The organism is Sphingomonas sp. AC435 (assembly GCF_979253005.1).
Map to the genome: position 1 here is coordinate 414,282 of NZ_CEEDCJ010000001.1, position 13,963 is coordinate 428,244.

At 69.1% G+C, this 13,963-nt stretch carries 17 protein-coding genes; 1 reads left to right on the plus strand and 16 read right to left on the minus strand.

Features of this window, described 5'->3' with window-relative positions; genetic code table 11:
- Positions 1 to 104: 104 nt before the first annotated feature.
- From AC0CH8_RS01865 to AC0CH8_RS01925, 13 genes are all read right to left on the minus strand, one after another.
- Positions 105 to 1,118, minus strand: a complete 1,014-nt coding sequence (locus AC0CH8_RS01865) for an inorganic phosphate transporter (RefSeq protein ID WP_204199289.1) — start codon at positions 1,116 to 1,118, stop codon at positions 105 to 107.
- A gap of 7 nt (positions 1,119 to 1,125) precedes the next feature.
- Positions 1,126 to 2,190: a DUF47 family protein gene (locus AC0CH8_RS01870; RefSeq protein WP_465238722.1), complete on the minus strand. Its 1,065-nt coding sequence runs from the start codon at positions 2,188 to 2,190 to the stop codon at positions 1,126 to 1,128.
- Between the two features lie 197 nt (positions 2,191 to 2,387).
- Positions 2,388 to 2,936, minus strand: a complete 549-nt coding sequence (locus tag AC0CH8_RS01875; RefSeq protein WP_204199287.1) for a hypothetical protein — start codon at positions 2,934 to 2,936, stop codon at positions 2,388 to 2,390.
- 41 nt (positions 2,937 to 2,977) lie between these two features.
- The gene (locus tag AC0CH8_RS01880) at positions 2,978 to 3,511 is read right to left on the minus strand and encodes a demethoxyubiquinone hydroxylase family protein (protein ID WP_465238448.1); all 534 of its coding nucleotides are present in this window, start codon (positions 3,509 to 3,511) and stop codon (positions 2,978 to 2,980) included.
- Entirely contained in the window at positions 3,508 to 3,987 is a 480-nt protein-coding gene (locus AC0CH8_RS01885) for a disulfide bond formation protein B (protein WP_239474725.1), read from the minus strand. Before AC0CH8_RS01885 ends, AC0CH8_RS01880 begins: the two co-directional genes overlap by 4 nt.
- On the minus strand, positions 3,987 to 5,333 hold the full coding sequence (locus tag AC0CH8_RS01890; protein WP_465238449.1) for a S41 family peptidase: 1,347 nt from the start codon (positions 5,331 to 5,333) through the stop codon (positions 3,987 to 3,989). Before AC0CH8_RS01890 ends, AC0CH8_RS01885 begins: the two co-directional genes overlap by 1 nt.
- 235 nt (positions 5,334 to 5,568) lie before the next feature.
- On the minus strand, positions 5,569 to 6,726 hold the full coding sequence (locus AC0CH8_RS01895; protein WP_465238450.1) for a murein hydrolase activator EnvC family protein: 1,158 nt from the start codon (positions 6,724 to 6,726) through the stop codon (positions 5,569 to 5,571).
- A complete protein-coding gene (locus AC0CH8_RS01900) occupies positions 6,726 to 7,148 on the minus strand; it encodes a 23S rRNA (pseudouridine(1915)-N(3))-methyltransferase RlmH (RefSeq protein ID WP_204199283.1) in 423 nt (140 codons plus the stop codon). The genes AC0CH8_RS01895 and AC0CH8_RS01900 overlap by 1 nt, the downstream gene beginning before the upstream one ends.
- Before the next feature lie 12 nt (positions 7,149 to 7,160).
- A complete protein-coding gene (rsfS, locus tag AC0CH8_RS01905) occupies positions 7,161 to 7,574 on the minus strand; it encodes a ribosome silencing factor (RefSeq protein WP_465238451.1) in 414 nt (137 codons plus the stop codon).
- Between the two features lie 28 nt (positions 7,575 to 7,602).
- Positions 7,603 to 8,190 (minus strand): nicotinate-nucleotide adenylyltransferase, encoded by a 588-nt coding sequence (locus AC0CH8_RS01910; protein ID WP_465238452.1) that lies wholly within the window; start codon positions 8,188 to 8,190, stop codon positions 7,603 to 7,605.
- Positions 8,187 to 8,474: a type II toxin-antitoxin system RelE/ParE family toxin gene (locus AC0CH8_RS01915; RefSeq protein WP_465238453.1), complete on the minus strand. Its 288-nt coding sequence runs from the start codon at positions 8,472 to 8,474 to the stop codon at positions 8,187 to 8,189. The genes AC0CH8_RS01910 and AC0CH8_RS01915 overlap by 4 nt, the downstream gene beginning before the upstream one ends.
- The gene (locus AC0CH8_RS01920) at positions 8,465 to 8,722 is read right to left on the minus strand and encodes a CopG family ribbon-helix-helix protein (protein WP_465238454.1); all 258 of its coding nucleotides are present in this window, start codon (positions 8,720 to 8,722) and stop codon (positions 8,465 to 8,467) included. The genes AC0CH8_RS01915 and AC0CH8_RS01920 overlap by 10 nt, the downstream gene beginning before the upstream one ends.
- Before the next feature lie 31 nt (positions 8,723 to 8,753).
- Positions 8,754 to 10,025, minus strand: coding sequence for a glutamate-5-semialdehyde dehydrogenase (locus tag AC0CH8_RS01925; protein WP_465238455.1), 1,272 nt, complete (start codon positions 10,023 to 10,025; stop codon positions 8,754 to 8,756).
- Between the two features lie 63 nt (positions 10,026 to 10,088).
- On the opposite strand from AC0CH8_RS01925, the gene AC0CH8_RS01930 reads away from it, so the two are divergent.
- Complete coding sequence (locus AC0CH8_RS01930) at positions 10,089 to 11,174, plus strand: DUF3667 domain-containing protein (RefSeq protein ID WP_465238456.1); 1,086 nt, start codon at positions 10,089 to 10,091, stop codon at positions 11,172 to 11,174.
- Between the two features lie 32 nt (positions 11,175 to 11,206).
- Here the strand turns inward: AC0CH8_RS01930 and AC0CH8_RS01935 are convergent, their stop codons facing one another.
- From AC0CH8_RS01935 to AC0CH8_RS01945, 3 genes are all read right to left on the minus strand, one after another.
- On the minus strand, positions 11,207 to 11,578 hold the full coding sequence (locus AC0CH8_RS01935; protein ID WP_465238457.1) for a hypothetical protein: 372 nt from the start codon (positions 11,576 to 11,578) through the stop codon (positions 11,207 to 11,209).
- Positions 11,579 to 11,656: 78 nt separating this feature from the next.
- A complete protein-coding gene (locus tag AC0CH8_RS01940) occupies positions 11,657 to 12,445 on the minus strand; it encodes a MipA/OmpV family protein (protein ID WP_465238458.1) in 789 nt (262 codons plus the stop codon).
- Between the two features lie 508 nt (positions 12,446 to 12,953).
- Complete coding sequence (locus AC0CH8_RS01945; protein WP_465238459.1) at positions 12,954 to 13,940, minus strand: MlaA family lipoprotein; 987 nt, start codon at positions 13,938 to 13,940, stop codon at positions 12,954 to 12,956.
- Positions 13,941 to 13,963: the final 23 nt, after the last annotated feature.

Sequence of the window (13,963 nt, forward strand, 5' to 3'; positions counted from 1 at the left end):
GATGGTCGCACCGCAGGGTGCCCGGTGATGTTGAAGGCCGCGAGCGGCTTTGTCGAGGACCGGCCAAGGCCCGCAGATGATACGCCGATCCTCGCGGAAGGCGCCTAGAACAACAGCGTCAGCGCGTAGAAACCCGCACCGACCAGTGCGGACGCCGGGATCGTGATGATCCACGCCGCGACGACGCTCTTCGCCACGCCCCAGCGCACGGCGGAGGCGCGGCGCGCGGTTCCGGCACCGATGATCGCGCCGGTGATCGTGTGGGTCGTGGATACCGGAATGCCCATCGCCGATGCCCCGAACAGCACGATCGATCCGGCCATCGAGGCGCTAAATCCCTGATGCTGCGACAACTTGGTGATCCGCGATCCCATCGTCTCGATGATCTTCCACCCGCCCGTCATCGTGCCGAGCGCGATCGCAACGTAGCAACTGATCGCGACCCAGTGCGGCACCTCGAACGGCCCGGTCAGGTTGCCCGTGGAATAGAGCAGGACGGTGATGATCCCCATCGTCTTCTGCGCATCGTTCAGGCCGTGGCTGAGCGAATAGGCCGCGGACGAGCACAGATGCAGCACGCGAAAGCTCCGCTCCGCCTGGGCCGACGACGAGCGCCGGAAGATCCAGCTCGACGCCAGCATCACCGTCATCGCCAGCATCATGCCGATCGTCGGCGACAGCACGATCGCGAGCAGCGTCTTGTTCAACCCGGTCCACTGCACGCCGGTGATGCCCGCATGCGCCACGCCCGCGCCGATCATCCCGCCAACCAGCGCATGACTCGATGACGACGGGATGCCACGCAGCCAGGTGACGATGTTCCAGAACATCGCCCCGCCCAGCGCGCCGAAGATCACCGCCGGCGTCACCACCCGCTGGTCGATCAGCCCCTTGCCGATCGTTTCCGCCACCGCGTGCAGGCTCGGAAAGGCGATCGTCAGGAAATAGGCGGCGAAGTTGAAGAAGGCGGCGAAGATCACCGCGCGCACCGGCGACAGCAGCCGGGTCGCGACGACGGTGGCGATGGAGTTCGCGGCGTCGTGCAGCCCGTTCAGGTAATCGAACGCCAGCGCGACCAGGATCAGGCCGACCAGCAGCGGAAAGGCGAGTTCGTGCATCGGAGGGTCAGGCGTGATCGATGACGATGCCGTCGATCTCGTCCGCGACATCCTCGAACGCGTCGACGATGCGCTCCAGATGCTTGTACAGTTCGCGCTCGATCACGAACCGCAGCGTGTCGGTCGCACCATGTTCCTGGAGCGAGCGCTTCAGCCCGGCGGCATGAATCTCGTCGGCGTGCCCCTCGATCCGGATCAGCCGCTCGGTCAACTCGTGCAGCCGTTCGCCATTGCGGGTCACGTCGCGCAACAGCGGCATCGCCTCCGCCGCCAGCCGGGCCGCATCGACGACGATCGCCGCCATGTCTCGCATCTCGGGCGCGAAGCTGCTGACGTCGTACAGGTCGATCGCCGCCGCCGCCGCCTGCATCTCGTCGATCGTGTCGTCGAGACTGCCGATCAGCGCGGTGATCGACGCGCGATCGAACGGCGTCAGGAACGTGGCGCGGACGCTTTTCAAAACCTCGCGCGTGATCTCGTCGGCATCATGCTCGCGCTCGATGATCTCGCGAATGTGTTCCTTGCCGGCCGGCCCGCCGTCGAGCAGCCGCGCGGTGGCTTCCGCGCCCGCCAGCACCGTCGCCGCATGCGCCTCGAACAGTTCGAAAAAGTTGCCCGTCTTCGGAAGGAGACGCTGGAACCACGCGAACATCGAATTGCCCTTTGCTGGATGACCGGGAGGGCGTCGATGACGGTCGCCTTGCCGCACCGCAAGCTGGAACTGCGCCGGGGCAAAGGACTGGATCAACTCCCGCAGATCAGCTTCGTCCACCGCCTTGGCAGCATCTGCAAGCGAGAACCAGCGCCGTTCCCGCTCCGCCCGCTCCTTCCAGTCGTCCAGCTCCTGCGTCACCGCCAGCGGAAACACGTCCACATCGACCATCAGCGACGCACCGCTGCCACGTCGCTTGCGGTAGCGATAGGCACCGATCGGCACGGGACACAGCGCGCCACACACCCCCGCCTCCTCTTCCGCTTCCGCCGCTGCGGCGGCGTGGAGCGAGGCGGTCGGGCCGACATTTCCCTTCGGGATCACCCAGCGGCCGGTCCCGCGGGACGTGACCAGCATGATCCGGACGGCGACCGCATCGCCACTGCCTTCGATCCGGTACGGCAATGCGGCGATCTGGCGAATGGCGAAGGTCCGATCCGATGGGGCGACACCCGTGTGGCCGCATTACGGATTCGTGACAATCGCCGCGATCAGGTTTCGCACGGCCGATGACAGGAATGTCGCACGACTACACCTGTATCGCGCGGTCCCGTCGATCAGGGGACCTGCCGCGCGTCGCGCTGGCGCGCGCGCTTGTCGGCGCGGTAGGCCTGGTCGCGCTGGCCCATGCAGCCGACCGCACCCCCCGCGCCACCCGCGGCGGAGCACGACCCGATCCCGCTCGCACCCGTCGCCATCACGCCGCCGGCATTCGCCGCCCAGCTCTGGTTCTGGGGCGTCACCTCCAGACTGCGGAGTTCCTTGGGCAGGCGATACTGCTCCTCGGCGGAGCGGCGTTCGCACACCACGATCTCGTCGCCGTCACTGTTCGTCGGGCAGCGTTCGTTGCCATAGATCACCAGCACGCCGTTGACCGGCGCGCCCTTGCCGACGCCCTCCTGAGCGACGGTGCCCTGACGTGGGCGTGCAATGCCGGGCAGCGCCGGCCGCGCACTCACCTGCGCCGCGACCGGCCGCGACGCCGCCGGGGGAGCGGCGCTGGTGACGGGTGCTGTCGCGGGGGCGGGCGTCGTCACCTGCTGCGCCATTGCCGGAGCGGTTAGGGGCGCGGCCAGCAACGCCAGCACCAGCATCGATCGTTTCACGCGCCACTCTCCCCGCCCGAGACATCCCCGAGACATTGTAATCAAATCCGCTTCGCCGCCGCGATCGCCAGCCGGCACCCGAGCCGGATCGCGCCGCTCAGGACCGGATAGCCGAACGTATTCTCCGCGCCCGCCGCCAGGGCGTGCTCGCGGTGCTCGACCTCTTCGGCCTGGAAATCGGCGATCGCCGCCGACAGTTCGGGGTCGCTGTCGCCCAGCTCCTCGAGCTGCTCGGCATAATGCTTGTCGATCTCGGTCTCGACGGCGGCGGTGCACGCCATCGCCGCGTCCGGCCCCATCGCCGCCGTCGCCGCGCCCAGCGCGAAGCCAGCGACCGTCCAGAACGGCTGAAGCAGCGTCGGTCGCACGCCGCGCTCCACGATCATGCGATCGAAGAACGCCCGGTGACGCTCTTCCTGCGCCGCCATGTGGTGGATCGCACGTGCCGCCGGATGCCGGTCGCCCAACACCGCCAGCTGCCCGGCATAGATGCGCGTCGCGCCATATTCGCCGGCCTGATCGACGCGGATCATCGCATCGCTCCGCTCGCGCCGGTCACCGGGTTTCCAGCTCATCGCACCCTCCGCAACAGCCACAGGATCAGCGCCGCGCCACCGAGTGACAGGATCGCGTTGTAGCCTGCCATCGAAACGCCGAACAGCGACCATTGGGCCCGGTCGCACCGCACGACCGGCGCCTTCAGGAGCGCGTCGAGCCGATCCGCGGCCGAAATCCCGCCGAGTGGAGCATTGGCGGTGCAGGCGGTAAAGCCCTGCCACCAATGATATTCGACGCCGGCATGCATCACGCCGATCACGCCCGACACGCCGATGCACACCGCCGCCACCGCGACCAGCGCCGCGCGGCCGCCACCGCGCCGGACCATCAGCGCCAGTACCGCGATCACGACGGCGGCATAATGCGGCAGTCGCTGCCAGTGGCACATCTCGCACGGGATCAGCCCGCCGATGAGCTGCGACCCCCATGCGCCCGCCAGCAGCGCCAGCGGCAGCAGCAGCGCGATCAGATTGGCGGTACGCAAGCGGCTCATCATTTGGCTGGCGTCTTCACCGTGACCTTGGTCGCCGCCGCCACCTGCGCCGGCCCGCCCAGCCGTGCGACGGTCTTCAGCGCATAATAGAGCTGGAAATCCTCGATCCCCTGCTTCTTGAGCTGCTCGGGCGTGGCGGCGAAGCGCGGGTCGGTCTTCGCATCCTCCTCCAGCACCTTGTTGTCGGCCTTGACCTCGTTGATCAGGTGACGGCGCAGGTCCGCCTCGCGGAACACCGGCCGCGACTTGTAATCGGGGTCGCTGATCTGCGGCACGGCGATATCGGGCTCGATCCCGCCCTCCTGCACCGACCGACCCGAGGGCGTATAGTAGCGCGCCGTCGTCAGCCGCAGCGCCGTCTCCGGCCCCAGCGGCAGCAACGTCTGCACCGATCCCTTGCCGAAGCTGCGCTCGCCCATCACCAGCCCGCGGTGGTGATCCTGCAACGCGCCCGCGACGATCTCCGACGCCGACGCGGTACCCGGATTGGTCAGGACGACGACCGGCAGGCCGTGCGCGTCGTCGCCCGGCTTCGCGAAGTACCGTTCGATATCCGACTTCTCGCGCCCGCGCTGCGACACGATCTCGCCGTGGTCGAGGAACGCGTCGCTGACGGCGATCGCCTGCGTCAGCAACCCGCCGCCATTGTCGCGCAGGTCGACGACATAACCCAGCGGCCGGTGCCCCAGCGCCTTGTCGATCGCCATGATCGCCGCGCGCGTGTCCGCGCCGGTCGCCTCGGAGAAGGTGTTGATGTTGATATAGCCGACCTGCCCGCGGACTTCCCACTTCACCGGCTTCTGCGTGATGACCTCGCGCATCATCGTCACGTCGATTGGCTTGGTCGTACCCGGCCGCACCAGCGTCAGCGCGATCTTCGTACCCGGCTTCCCCCGCATGAGGCCGATCGCCTCGTCCAGCGTATCGCCATAGATCAGCTTGCCGTCGATGTGGGTGATGTAATCGCCCGCCTTCACGCCCGCACGTGCCGCCGGCGTATCCTCCTGCGGCGCCACGACCTTCACCGCGCCGTCTTCCATCGACACGGTCAGGCCGAGACCGCCGTAATTGCCCTCGGTCATGATCCGCAGATTCTGGAAATCGAGCGCGTCGACATAGCTTGAATGCGGGTCCAGGCTGGTCAGCATGCCCTGGATCGCGCCCTTGATCAGGGTCTTGTCGTCGACCTTGTCGACGTAATCCGACTTGATGCGGTTGAACACGTCCATGAATTGGTCGAATTCGCGATAGGTGTCGCTGTCGACCGCCGCCATCGCCGCGGTGGCGAGCGGAATCGCCGACATCGCAGCGACGATCGCGGTGGCAGTCAGGAGCGGACGACGCATGAAGTTCCTCTGGCGGCAGGACGGACCGCCCATGTAGCGGATTACGGACGGCCGATCAAAGCGGGGTTGCGGTGAACGGGGGCTGACCGGATCGGGCGAACCGCGGACGACACCGACCTCCCCGGCGGAGGCGCCCCGCGTATCCCGTGAAGGCGAGAACCAGTAGCCCAGCAGCATTCGCCCTGCTTCAAGAACACCGGGCTCCGGCCTACGCAGGAGCACCCGTAGGTGGTTCCTACCCCGCCAGCGCTGCCGCATCGATCGGCCGCCCACGCCGCCGCACCTCGATCGTCACCGGCAGTCGCTCACCTCCGACCGCCAGACCGATCGCCCGCCCCTGCGCCACCGTCGCGCCGGCCCGCACGCCGACCTGCGCCAATCCGGTCAACAGACTGGTCCAGCCGCCGCCGTGATCGATCACGACGATCGCACCGTATTCGCCGAACCGCCGCGCATAGCGCACACGCCCCCCGGCCGGCGCGACCACCGTCGCTCCCGGCGCGGTCACGAAGGACAGTCCCCGCGACCGCACCCCCGCTTCCGAAATCTCGCCGAACCCGGTCACCAGCCGCCCCGCAACCGGCATCCGCAACACGCCGCGCGGCGGAACCGGGCCGAGCACCCCCACCGCCATCGGCCGCGCGACCGGGCCGGGCAGCCGCGACAGGCCGGCGACGGTCGTCTGCCCTTCGTCGTCTTCCGTCATCCGGTCGATCAGGTCGCGTGCCTCCTCGCCCAGCGCCAGCGCACGATCGGACTCGGTGATCGCGCCACGCCCCAGCGCCACCGCCTTGCCGCGATGCGACGCTTCCAGCGCGGCAAGGCCGCGGCGTTCGCGCTCCAGCGTCGCGCGACTGTCGCCGATCGCCCGCGCCGCCAGCGCCGCATCCGCGCGCAGCCCCCGCGTCCGCTCCAGCTCCGCCCGCACGCCGGCCGTTCGCGTCCGGATCACCGGCAGCGTGCCGCCGAGCACGGCGCGCAGATGCACCAGATCGTCGACCGACCCCGGCTGGGCCACCGCCACGATCGCCGGCCGCGCCGCCAGCGACTGCAATGCCGCCAGCAGTCGCGCGACGGGTGCCTGCGCCGCCGCCAGTCGCGCGCGTTGATCCGCCAGCAACCGGTCGACCACAGCCGCGCGCGCCCCCGCCGTCGCCAGATCGGCCTCTGCCGCGCTCACCCGCGCCGCGAGCGCCCGCTCCTCCGCCGCCGCCTTCGCCGCGGCATCACGCTCCCGCCCGGCAGCGGCGGCGAGCCGGTCAGCGCGCGCCTGCGCCGCCGCGCCCGCGCGCTTGGCCTCGGTCAGGCTGCGCTGGCGATCGACGAGGTTGGGGCCCGCCGTCGCGACCCCGCCCGTCGCCAGCAGCGCCAGCAGGATCGCCGTCGCGCGCATCAACCCTCGCGGTGGTACGGATGATTGGCGAGGATGCTGGTTGCGCGAAACAATTGCTCGGCCAGCATCGCGCGCGCCAGCATATGCGGCCACGTCGCGCGCCCGAACGAGAACAGCATGTCCGCCTCCGCCCGCTCGGCGTCACCGAACCCGTCCGCCGCACCGAGCAGGAAACGCGTCTCGCGCACCCCTTCGTCGCGCCAGCGGCCCAGACGTTCGGCGAAGGCGAGCGAACCCAGCACCTCGCCCTTCTCGTCCAGCAGCACGCGCCGCGCATGCGGCGGCATCGGCGGTTCCTTGCCGCCCGTATCGGGCAGCTCCGTGACCTTGGTCGGCCACGCGATCCGCTTCAGATAGCGATCGACCAGTTCCGCCTCGGGCGACCGGCCGATCCGGCCGCGCGCGACCACGTGGAGCAGCACGCGAGGGTGCCGTCAGTGCGCGGCCGGATCGGTCTTCGGGATCGCGCCGCTCGGGTCCGGCGCATCGCCGAACGACCACATCCGCTCCAGATTGTAGAAGGAGCGGACTTCGGGCCGGAACAGGTGGATGATGATGTCACCCGCATCGATCAGCACCCAGTCTGCGGTCGGCAGCCCCTCCGTCCGGGTGAGCCGGCCCGTCTCGGCCTTGATCCGCTCGGACAGCTTGGCGGCCATCGACGCCACCTGCCGGGTCGATCGCCCGCTGGCGATGACCATGTAATCGGCGATGCTCGATTTCCCCGCGAGCGGGATCGACACCGTCTCGACGGCCTGATCGTCGTCGAGCGAGGCCAGCACCAGCTTGTGCAGCGCCTCGATCTCTTCGGGATCGGCGGAACGGGGAACGGGAGAAGAAGTGGCCAAGGGAGCTCCTGTGAGGACCGGGCGGCGCTTAGAAGAAGCGCCGGTGCCAGTCGGGATCGCCGGCGCGGATGCCGGTGGCGGACGTCGGATCGGGGCGGAAGCGCAACAGCACGAGGGCCGGCAAACTCCACGTCGTCCATCGGTTCGCGGCCGACCGCGGTCGCCGATATCGCCGCAGCCAGGCCATCGCGGGACCCGCGAGGGCACGGCCATCATATCCCGGCCGCGCCACGACCGCAATCGGGATCGCGCGCGCGATCCCGCGCCAGTCGCGCCAGCGGTGGAACTGCGCCAGATTGTCCGCGCCCATGATCCACACGAATTGTCGTTTCGGATAACGGCGTTGCAGCTTGCGGATTGTGTCGACGGTATACCGCGTGTTAAGCCGCGCCTCGATCGCGGTCGCGCGGATCGGCGCCCGCCGCGCCACGGTCCGCGCCGACGCCAGTCGCGCGGCCAGCGGTGCCATGCCCTTCCCGGGCTTCAGCGGATTGCCCGGCGACACCAGCCACCACGCCTCCTCCAGCGCCAGCGCGCGCATCGCCGCCAGCGTGATGCCGCGATGCCCCCGGTGCGCCGGATTGAACGATCCGCCGAGCAGGCCGGTGGGGATCATCGCGAAGGCTGCGACCAGTTCTGGCGCTCGTGATGCACGCGCAGCACGTCCACGCCCTCCGGGACCAGCCGGTAGCGGATCAGGTAAGGCGTATGGCCGACCTTCAATATTCTATGACCGTCGGCATGCGGCCGCCCGGTCTGCGGAAAGTTCGCCAACGCGTTCGCGCGTTCCCGGATCGTCGTCAGGACCTCGACAGCAGTCGCGCCGCTCGCTTCACGGAGCAGCCAGGTATCGATTTCGCGCAGATCGTGGAGTGCCGGCGTCGTCCAGTTCACGCGCATCGTGCACGGTGCCTGGCGATCATCTCGTCGAGTTCGACCATCACATCCGCATGCGGCACCACATCACCGCGATCGGCCGCATCCACACCTTCCTGCACGAACGCCCGGAACTCCGCCTCATGCTCGGCGACGCGCTGCACCGCCTGCGCCACGAACTCCGCACCGGTAATCCCCCGGCTGCGCGCCAGCTCCTCGACCAGCGACGCGGTTTCGGCCGGAACTTCGGCGGTGATGCGGGTCATTTCCATCACGCGAGGCTACGCCGATCCCGGAACCGCATCAACCGCGCACCTGCCCGGTGCCGCGGCCCAGCCATTTGTACGTCGTCAGCCCCTCCAGCGCGACCGGTCCGCGCGCGTGCAGCCGCCCGGTGGCGATGCCGATCTCCGCGCCCAGCCCGAACTCGCCGCCATCGGCGAACTGCGTCGATGCGTTCCACAGCACGATCGCCGAATCGACCTCCGCCAGGAACCGCTCCGCCACCACTTCATCGCCGGCGACGATCGCGTCGGTATGATGCGACCCATGCGCGGCGATATGCGCCAATGCGCCGTCGACCCCGTCCACCACCGCAACGGACGCGACCGCGTCGAGATACTCGGTGTCCCAGTCCTCCGCACTCGCCGCCGCCACGCCAGGCAGCGCCGCCCGGATCGCCTCATCGCCGCGCACCTCGCACCCGCGCGCCGCCAGCGCCTCGACCAAAGGCGCGGCATGCGGCCAGCGACGGTCGATCAGCAGCGTCTCCATCGCGCCGCAGATGCCCGTCCGGCGCATCTTCGCGTCCAGCACGATACTGCGCGCCATGTCGAACCCGGCGGACGCATCGACATAGACGTGGTTGATCCCGTCGAGATGCGCCAGCACCGGCACCCGCGCCTCCGCCTGCACGCGCGCGACCAGGCTCTTGCCCCCGCGCGGCACGATCAGGTCGATCAGACCCGCCGCGGTCAGCATCGCGCCCACCGCCGCCCGGTCCGTCGTCGGCACCAGTTGCGCCGCGTCGCGCGGCAGGCCCGCCGCCGCGAGCCCGTCTGCGAACGCCGCATGCAGGGCGCGGTTGCTCGCCACCGCCTCCGACCCGCCACGCAGGATCACGGCGTTGCCGCTCATCACGCACAGGGCCGCCGCGTCGACCGTCACGTTCGGACGGCTTTCGTAGACGATGCCGATCACCCCGATCGGCACCCGCACACGCGACAGCATCAGCCCGTTCGGCCGGGTGCGCGTGTCGATCGCCTCGCCCACCGGGTCGGGCAGCGCCGCGACCGCCTCGACGCTGTCGGCCACGCCCGCCAACCGCGCCGCGTCCAGCCGCAACCGGTCGAGCAGCGCCGGCGTCAGCCCCGCCGCCGTGCCCCGCGCCATATCCTCCGCATTCGCCGCCAGAATCGCCGTCGCAGCATCGCGCAATGCCGCCGCCGCCGCTCGCAGACCCGCACGCCGCGCCTCGCTCGGCAAGCGGGCCAGCCCCCCGGCGGCGACACGCGCTGCGGTGCCCATCGCGGCGATGAGAGCGGCGGGTTCGGCGGCAGGATCGGTGTCGGCCATGATCGTTCCGCTACCATGCCGAACCCCCTCGCGCCACAGCGCACGCCGCGCTAGACCGCTCTGATGATGGGGGACATGGCAGCAGCCGCGGGGGACGTGGCGACGGGAGCATTGTGGGCGCGGGCGGTCGAACCGCGCGCGGGCGAGCATGCGGATCACGACGGTCACGGCGACGCTGGCGGCCTGTGCCTGAACTGCGGCACGACACGGATCGGCGATTTCTGCCACGCCTGCGGCCAGTCGTCGCACGTCCATCGCAGCTTCGGCGCGATCGGCCACGATCTCGCGCACGGCGTCTTCCATTTCGAGGGGAAGATCTGGCGCACGCTGCCGATGCTGTTCTTCCGGCCGGGCGAACTCGCCCGCCGCTACGCGCATGGCGAGCGCGCGCGCTTCGTGTCGCCGCTCGCGCTGTTCCTGTTCATCATCTTCATCCTGTTCACGATCCTCAGCATCATCGGCGCGCATCTGGAGGTGCCGGAATTTGCGACCGGCGAGGGCACGGCGATCCAGACCAAGCTGGAGCGGAAATACGCCGAACAAGGCGAGAAGATTGCCGCCCTGACACGGCAACGGGCGACCGCAAGCGACCCCGCGCGGTCCGCCTTTCTGGACAAGAGGATCGCCGGCGTGCGGGACGATCAGAAAGCAGTCGGATCGACCCTGTCGGTCATCAAACGCGAGGGCGGTCCCTCGTTCGAGGATGTCCACACCGGCTGGAAACGCCTCGACAAGGGCCTGTCGAAGGCGATCGAGAACCCGAACCTGATCCTCTACAAGCTGCAATCCAACGCGTATAAATTCGCCTGGGCGCTGATCCCGCTGTCGCTCCCGTTCATGTGGTCGCTGTTCCCGTTCAGCCGTCGCTTCACGATGTACGACCATGCGGTCTTCATCACCTACTCGCTGTGCTTCGTCAGCCTTGTCGGGATGATCGTCAGCTTCGGCACGATGGCCGGCATCATGGCGGCGTGGCTGTGGACGGCGGCGTGCATTGCCGTGCCCGTCCATATGTATAAGCAGTTGCGCGGGGCCTATGGTTGCAGCCGGATCGGCGCGGCGGTGCGGATGATCCTGCTCTTCGTCGGCGCGAACCTCGCGCTGATCGCCTTTGCCGGGTTGCTGGTGGGACTCGGGCTGGTCGGCTGACCCGAACCGCGCGACGTCCCGCCCCCGTCACCTCACCCGCACGGATACCGCTTCGCGAGCACCCGCGCATAGCCGTCCTTCAACGGCCGCTTCTTTTCCGCCGGCGACAGTGCGTGCAGCCCGTCGAGCATTTCCATGATGCCGACCGAGGATCCTTCGGGCACACAGGCGATCGGCTGCTTGCCCGCCGCACGCCGCGCCTCGTCCTCGGCACGAAGCTGCCGCGTGGCGGCCTTCGCCTCGTCGCGCAGCGCGCCGAATTCGGGCGACAGCATCGCGCCGATCCCCTGCGCCTTCAGCGCGTCCGCACGGGTCAGGAACGTGCCGACGCTGATCGCCGCCGATGCGGCGGAGACGGGCAGGACGGCCGCAGCAGCGGCAACGAGAACGACGACATGACGCATGATGCGAACTCCGGTGGTTGCCCGGCCCCATAACCCGGCCCGGCTGTCTTCACCGTGAACCGCGACCATACCGCTCGATCACCCGCCGAACGTATAGGTCAACGCCAGCCCACCGGACACCTGGTTCCGCGATCCGTAGCGGCGGACGATCGGCGACCGCGCCGGATCGTCGACCAGCCGGTCGTATTTGGCATAGCTCGATACGCCCCAGCGCCCGCCCAGATGCCGCACGAATCCGGCGGTGAGGCCCGCCGCCTGCAACCCGCCCTTCGCATCGAACGCGCGCAGCCCGGTGGCGACCGCCACCGCCGGCGCAACGCTGAAGAACGCGTCGTGGTAGCGCCCGTCCGCGAACGTTACGCGTGGTCCGATCGAGAACAGCCAGTCGTCGCCCTTCCGCGCGACATAATCTCCGCCGACGTTCGCGATCAGGCCCTTGTGCCCACCCAGCCCCTTGCGCACTTCTCCGCGCAGCCGGATCATGTCGGTCAGCGCATATTGCAGGAAACCGCCCGCCTCGAACGTGGCACCGACCTTGGGCAGCGCCGCCCCGACATCGCGGGCGGTGCGGCTCCCCTCGAACCCCAACGCCGGCCCGATCGCGAATCGGCCGCGCGTCAGGACCGCGAAGCCCGCGCTTTCGTCGGGTGCCTCGAAGGGCAGCGAATCCGTACCCCGCGCGCTGACGACATCGACGAACGGGCGCAGGCTGATGCCGTCCGCGCCCGGGTAGCTCGGCACCAGTTGCGGCCCCAAACCCACCCGCGTCCGCCGCGGCCGGTCGTCCTGCGCCTCCGCCGCGCCGGCACTCGCCAGCAGAACCAGGGTCGCGACGAACGCGGACGAGCAGAGACGGAAGGCGATCATACGCGCATGGTAGTGCAGAGCACCGCATTGCCAAGCGAAAGCGGCGGAGCCTTGGCGCTACCGTCCCGCCTGTGGCGCCCCTCGTAAGCGAGGGTGGCAAGAAGACGAGCGACACTGGTCCAGTGTCCTCCTCCTTTGGGGATCGTGCAAAACCCTCTTCTACTACCCCGGCGAAGGCCGGGGTCCAGTCGGGATGTCGGCGGTGATCTACTGACAAGGTTGCCCAACTGGACCCCGGCCTTCGCCGGGGTGACGGCGTGTCGACAGATCGTCGAACTCTTTCGCAGCGATCCCCCCGGGAAGCGGCTGGGGAGCGCCGTGCCGCAAGCCCCCGCCCAACCATCACGAACAAACATCGCCGCTGTCCTACACGGACAAACTATGACACCTCCGGTAGAGGCTCTTTCTCATCGCCGGTCATTCTCGCCGACGCCACCCCACCGGCGCGCGCGAAACACCGCATTGGACTAACCTTAGCCTAACCTTCCGACCGGCCCGCAGCACCAAGTCACTGATTAACCGGCACAACCCCCGAAACGGTCGGAACCGGCACCACCGGCTCGACCGGAGCGGGCACTTCCACCGCATCCGACCGCGGCCGCACCCGCACCGGACCGGTCGGTGCCTCCGTCATGCCGCCGACGGTGCCCGTCGTCCGGCCCTTCAGGCGATCGATCTCCGCCTGTCGCCGCTGGAGATAGAAGTCGCGGCTGTTGACGTACGGGTCGCCGCCCTTGTCGTGCAGCTGCACCAGCGTCTCGTCGAACTCCGCCCGGTGGTCGAGCGCGCCGAGCACGCCCGCCGGCACCGCGAACTTCGGATCGGTCACGCCCTGTCCCAACGTCACCGGCAGCACGATCCGGTCGATCGCGCCGCCGAACAGGTCGCGCACCGTCGTCGGCCCGACCAACGGCAGGAACATGAACGGCCCGTTCGGCACTCCGTAGAATCCCAGCGTGTTGGCGAAGCCGTTGCTCCGCCGCGGCAGCTTGAAGGGCTTGCGCTTGGCCATGTCGAACAGGCCGATCACCCCGACCGTGGAATTGACCGCGAATCGCCCCACCGTCTCCAGCGCCTTGCCGATCTTGTGCTGGAGGACGAAGTTCACGAACACGACCGGCTCGCGCAGGTTGTAGAGGAAGTTGTGGATGCCGCGCCGGATCGGACTCGGCACCTTTTGCTTGTAGGCGCGTGCCACCGGACCGACGACCGCCTTGTCGACCGCCTCCGTCGCCTTGAACGACTGTTCGTTGACCTTGCTCAGCGGATCGGGCGCTTCCCAGTCGCCGCGACCGGTCACGACGATGTCCGGCTGTTGCGCCGCACTCTGGGCGGCCTGCCCGGGCGGCGTCGCGGGAACTGCCGCCTGCCCCGGCGACGCTGCGATCACGACCTCCGCCGCGACGACCGGCGTCGGCACCAGAGTCTCGGGCGCGTCCTGGAGCAGCATCGCGCTCAACACCATCGCCGCGTTCACGACCAGCACGTCCGACATTCCCCTTGCGCCAGTCGAACGCG

Coding starts and splice junctions, on each gene's coding strand:
- AC0CH8_RS01940 (WP_465238458.1), bottom strand. CDS start 12,445: ATGATCGCCTTCCGTCTCTGCTCGTCCGCGTTCGTCGCGACCCTGGTT.
- AC0CH8_RS01930 (WP_465238456.1), top strand. CDS start 10,089: ATGATGGGGGACATGGCAGCAGCCGCGGGGGACGTGGCGACGGGAGCA.
- AC0CH8_RS01910 (WP_465238452.1), bottom strand. CDS start 8,190: ATGATCCCCACCGGCCTGCTCGGCGGATCGTTCAATCCGGCGCACCGG.
- AC0CH8_RS01880 (WP_465238448.1), bottom strand. CDS start 3,511: ATGAGCTGGAAACCCGGTGACCGGCGCGAGCGGAGCGATGCGATGATC.
- AC0CH8_RS01935 (WP_465238457.1), bottom strand. CDS start 11,578: ATGCGTCATGTCGTCGTTCTCGTTGCCGCTGCTGCGGCCGTCCTGCCC.
- AC0CH8_RS01945 (WP_465238459.1), bottom strand. CDS start 13,940: ATGTCGGACGTGCTGGTCGTGAACGCGGCGATGGTGTTGAGCGCGATG.
- AC0CH8_RS01890 (WP_465238449.1), bottom strand. CDS start 5,333: ATGCGTCGTCCGCTCCTGACTGCCACCGCGATCGTCGCTGCGATGTCG.
- AC0CH8_RS01925 (WP_465238455.1), bottom strand. CDS start 10,025: ATGGCCGACACCGATCCTGCCGCCGAACCCGCCGCTCTCATCGCCGCG.
- AC0CH8_RS01915 (WP_465238453.1), bottom strand. CDS start 8,474: ATGCGCGTGAACTGGACGACGCCGGCACTCCACGATCTGCGCGAAATC.
- AC0CH8_RS01885 (WP_239474725.1), bottom strand. CDS start 3,987: ATGAGCCGCTTGCGTACCGCCAATCTGATCGCGCTGCTGCTGCCGCTG.
- AC0CH8_RS01865 (WP_204199289.1), bottom strand. CDS start 1,118: ATGCACGAACTCGCCTTTCCGCTGCTGGTCGGCCTGATCCTGGTCGCG.
- AC0CH8_RS01920 (WP_465238454.1), bottom strand. CDS start 8,722: ATGGAAATGACCCGCATCACCGCCGAAGTTCCGGCCGAAACCGCGTCG.
- AC0CH8_RS01895 (WP_465238450.1), bottom strand. CDS start 6,726: ATGCGCGCGACGGCGATCCTGCTGGCGCTGCTGGCGACGGGCGGGGTC.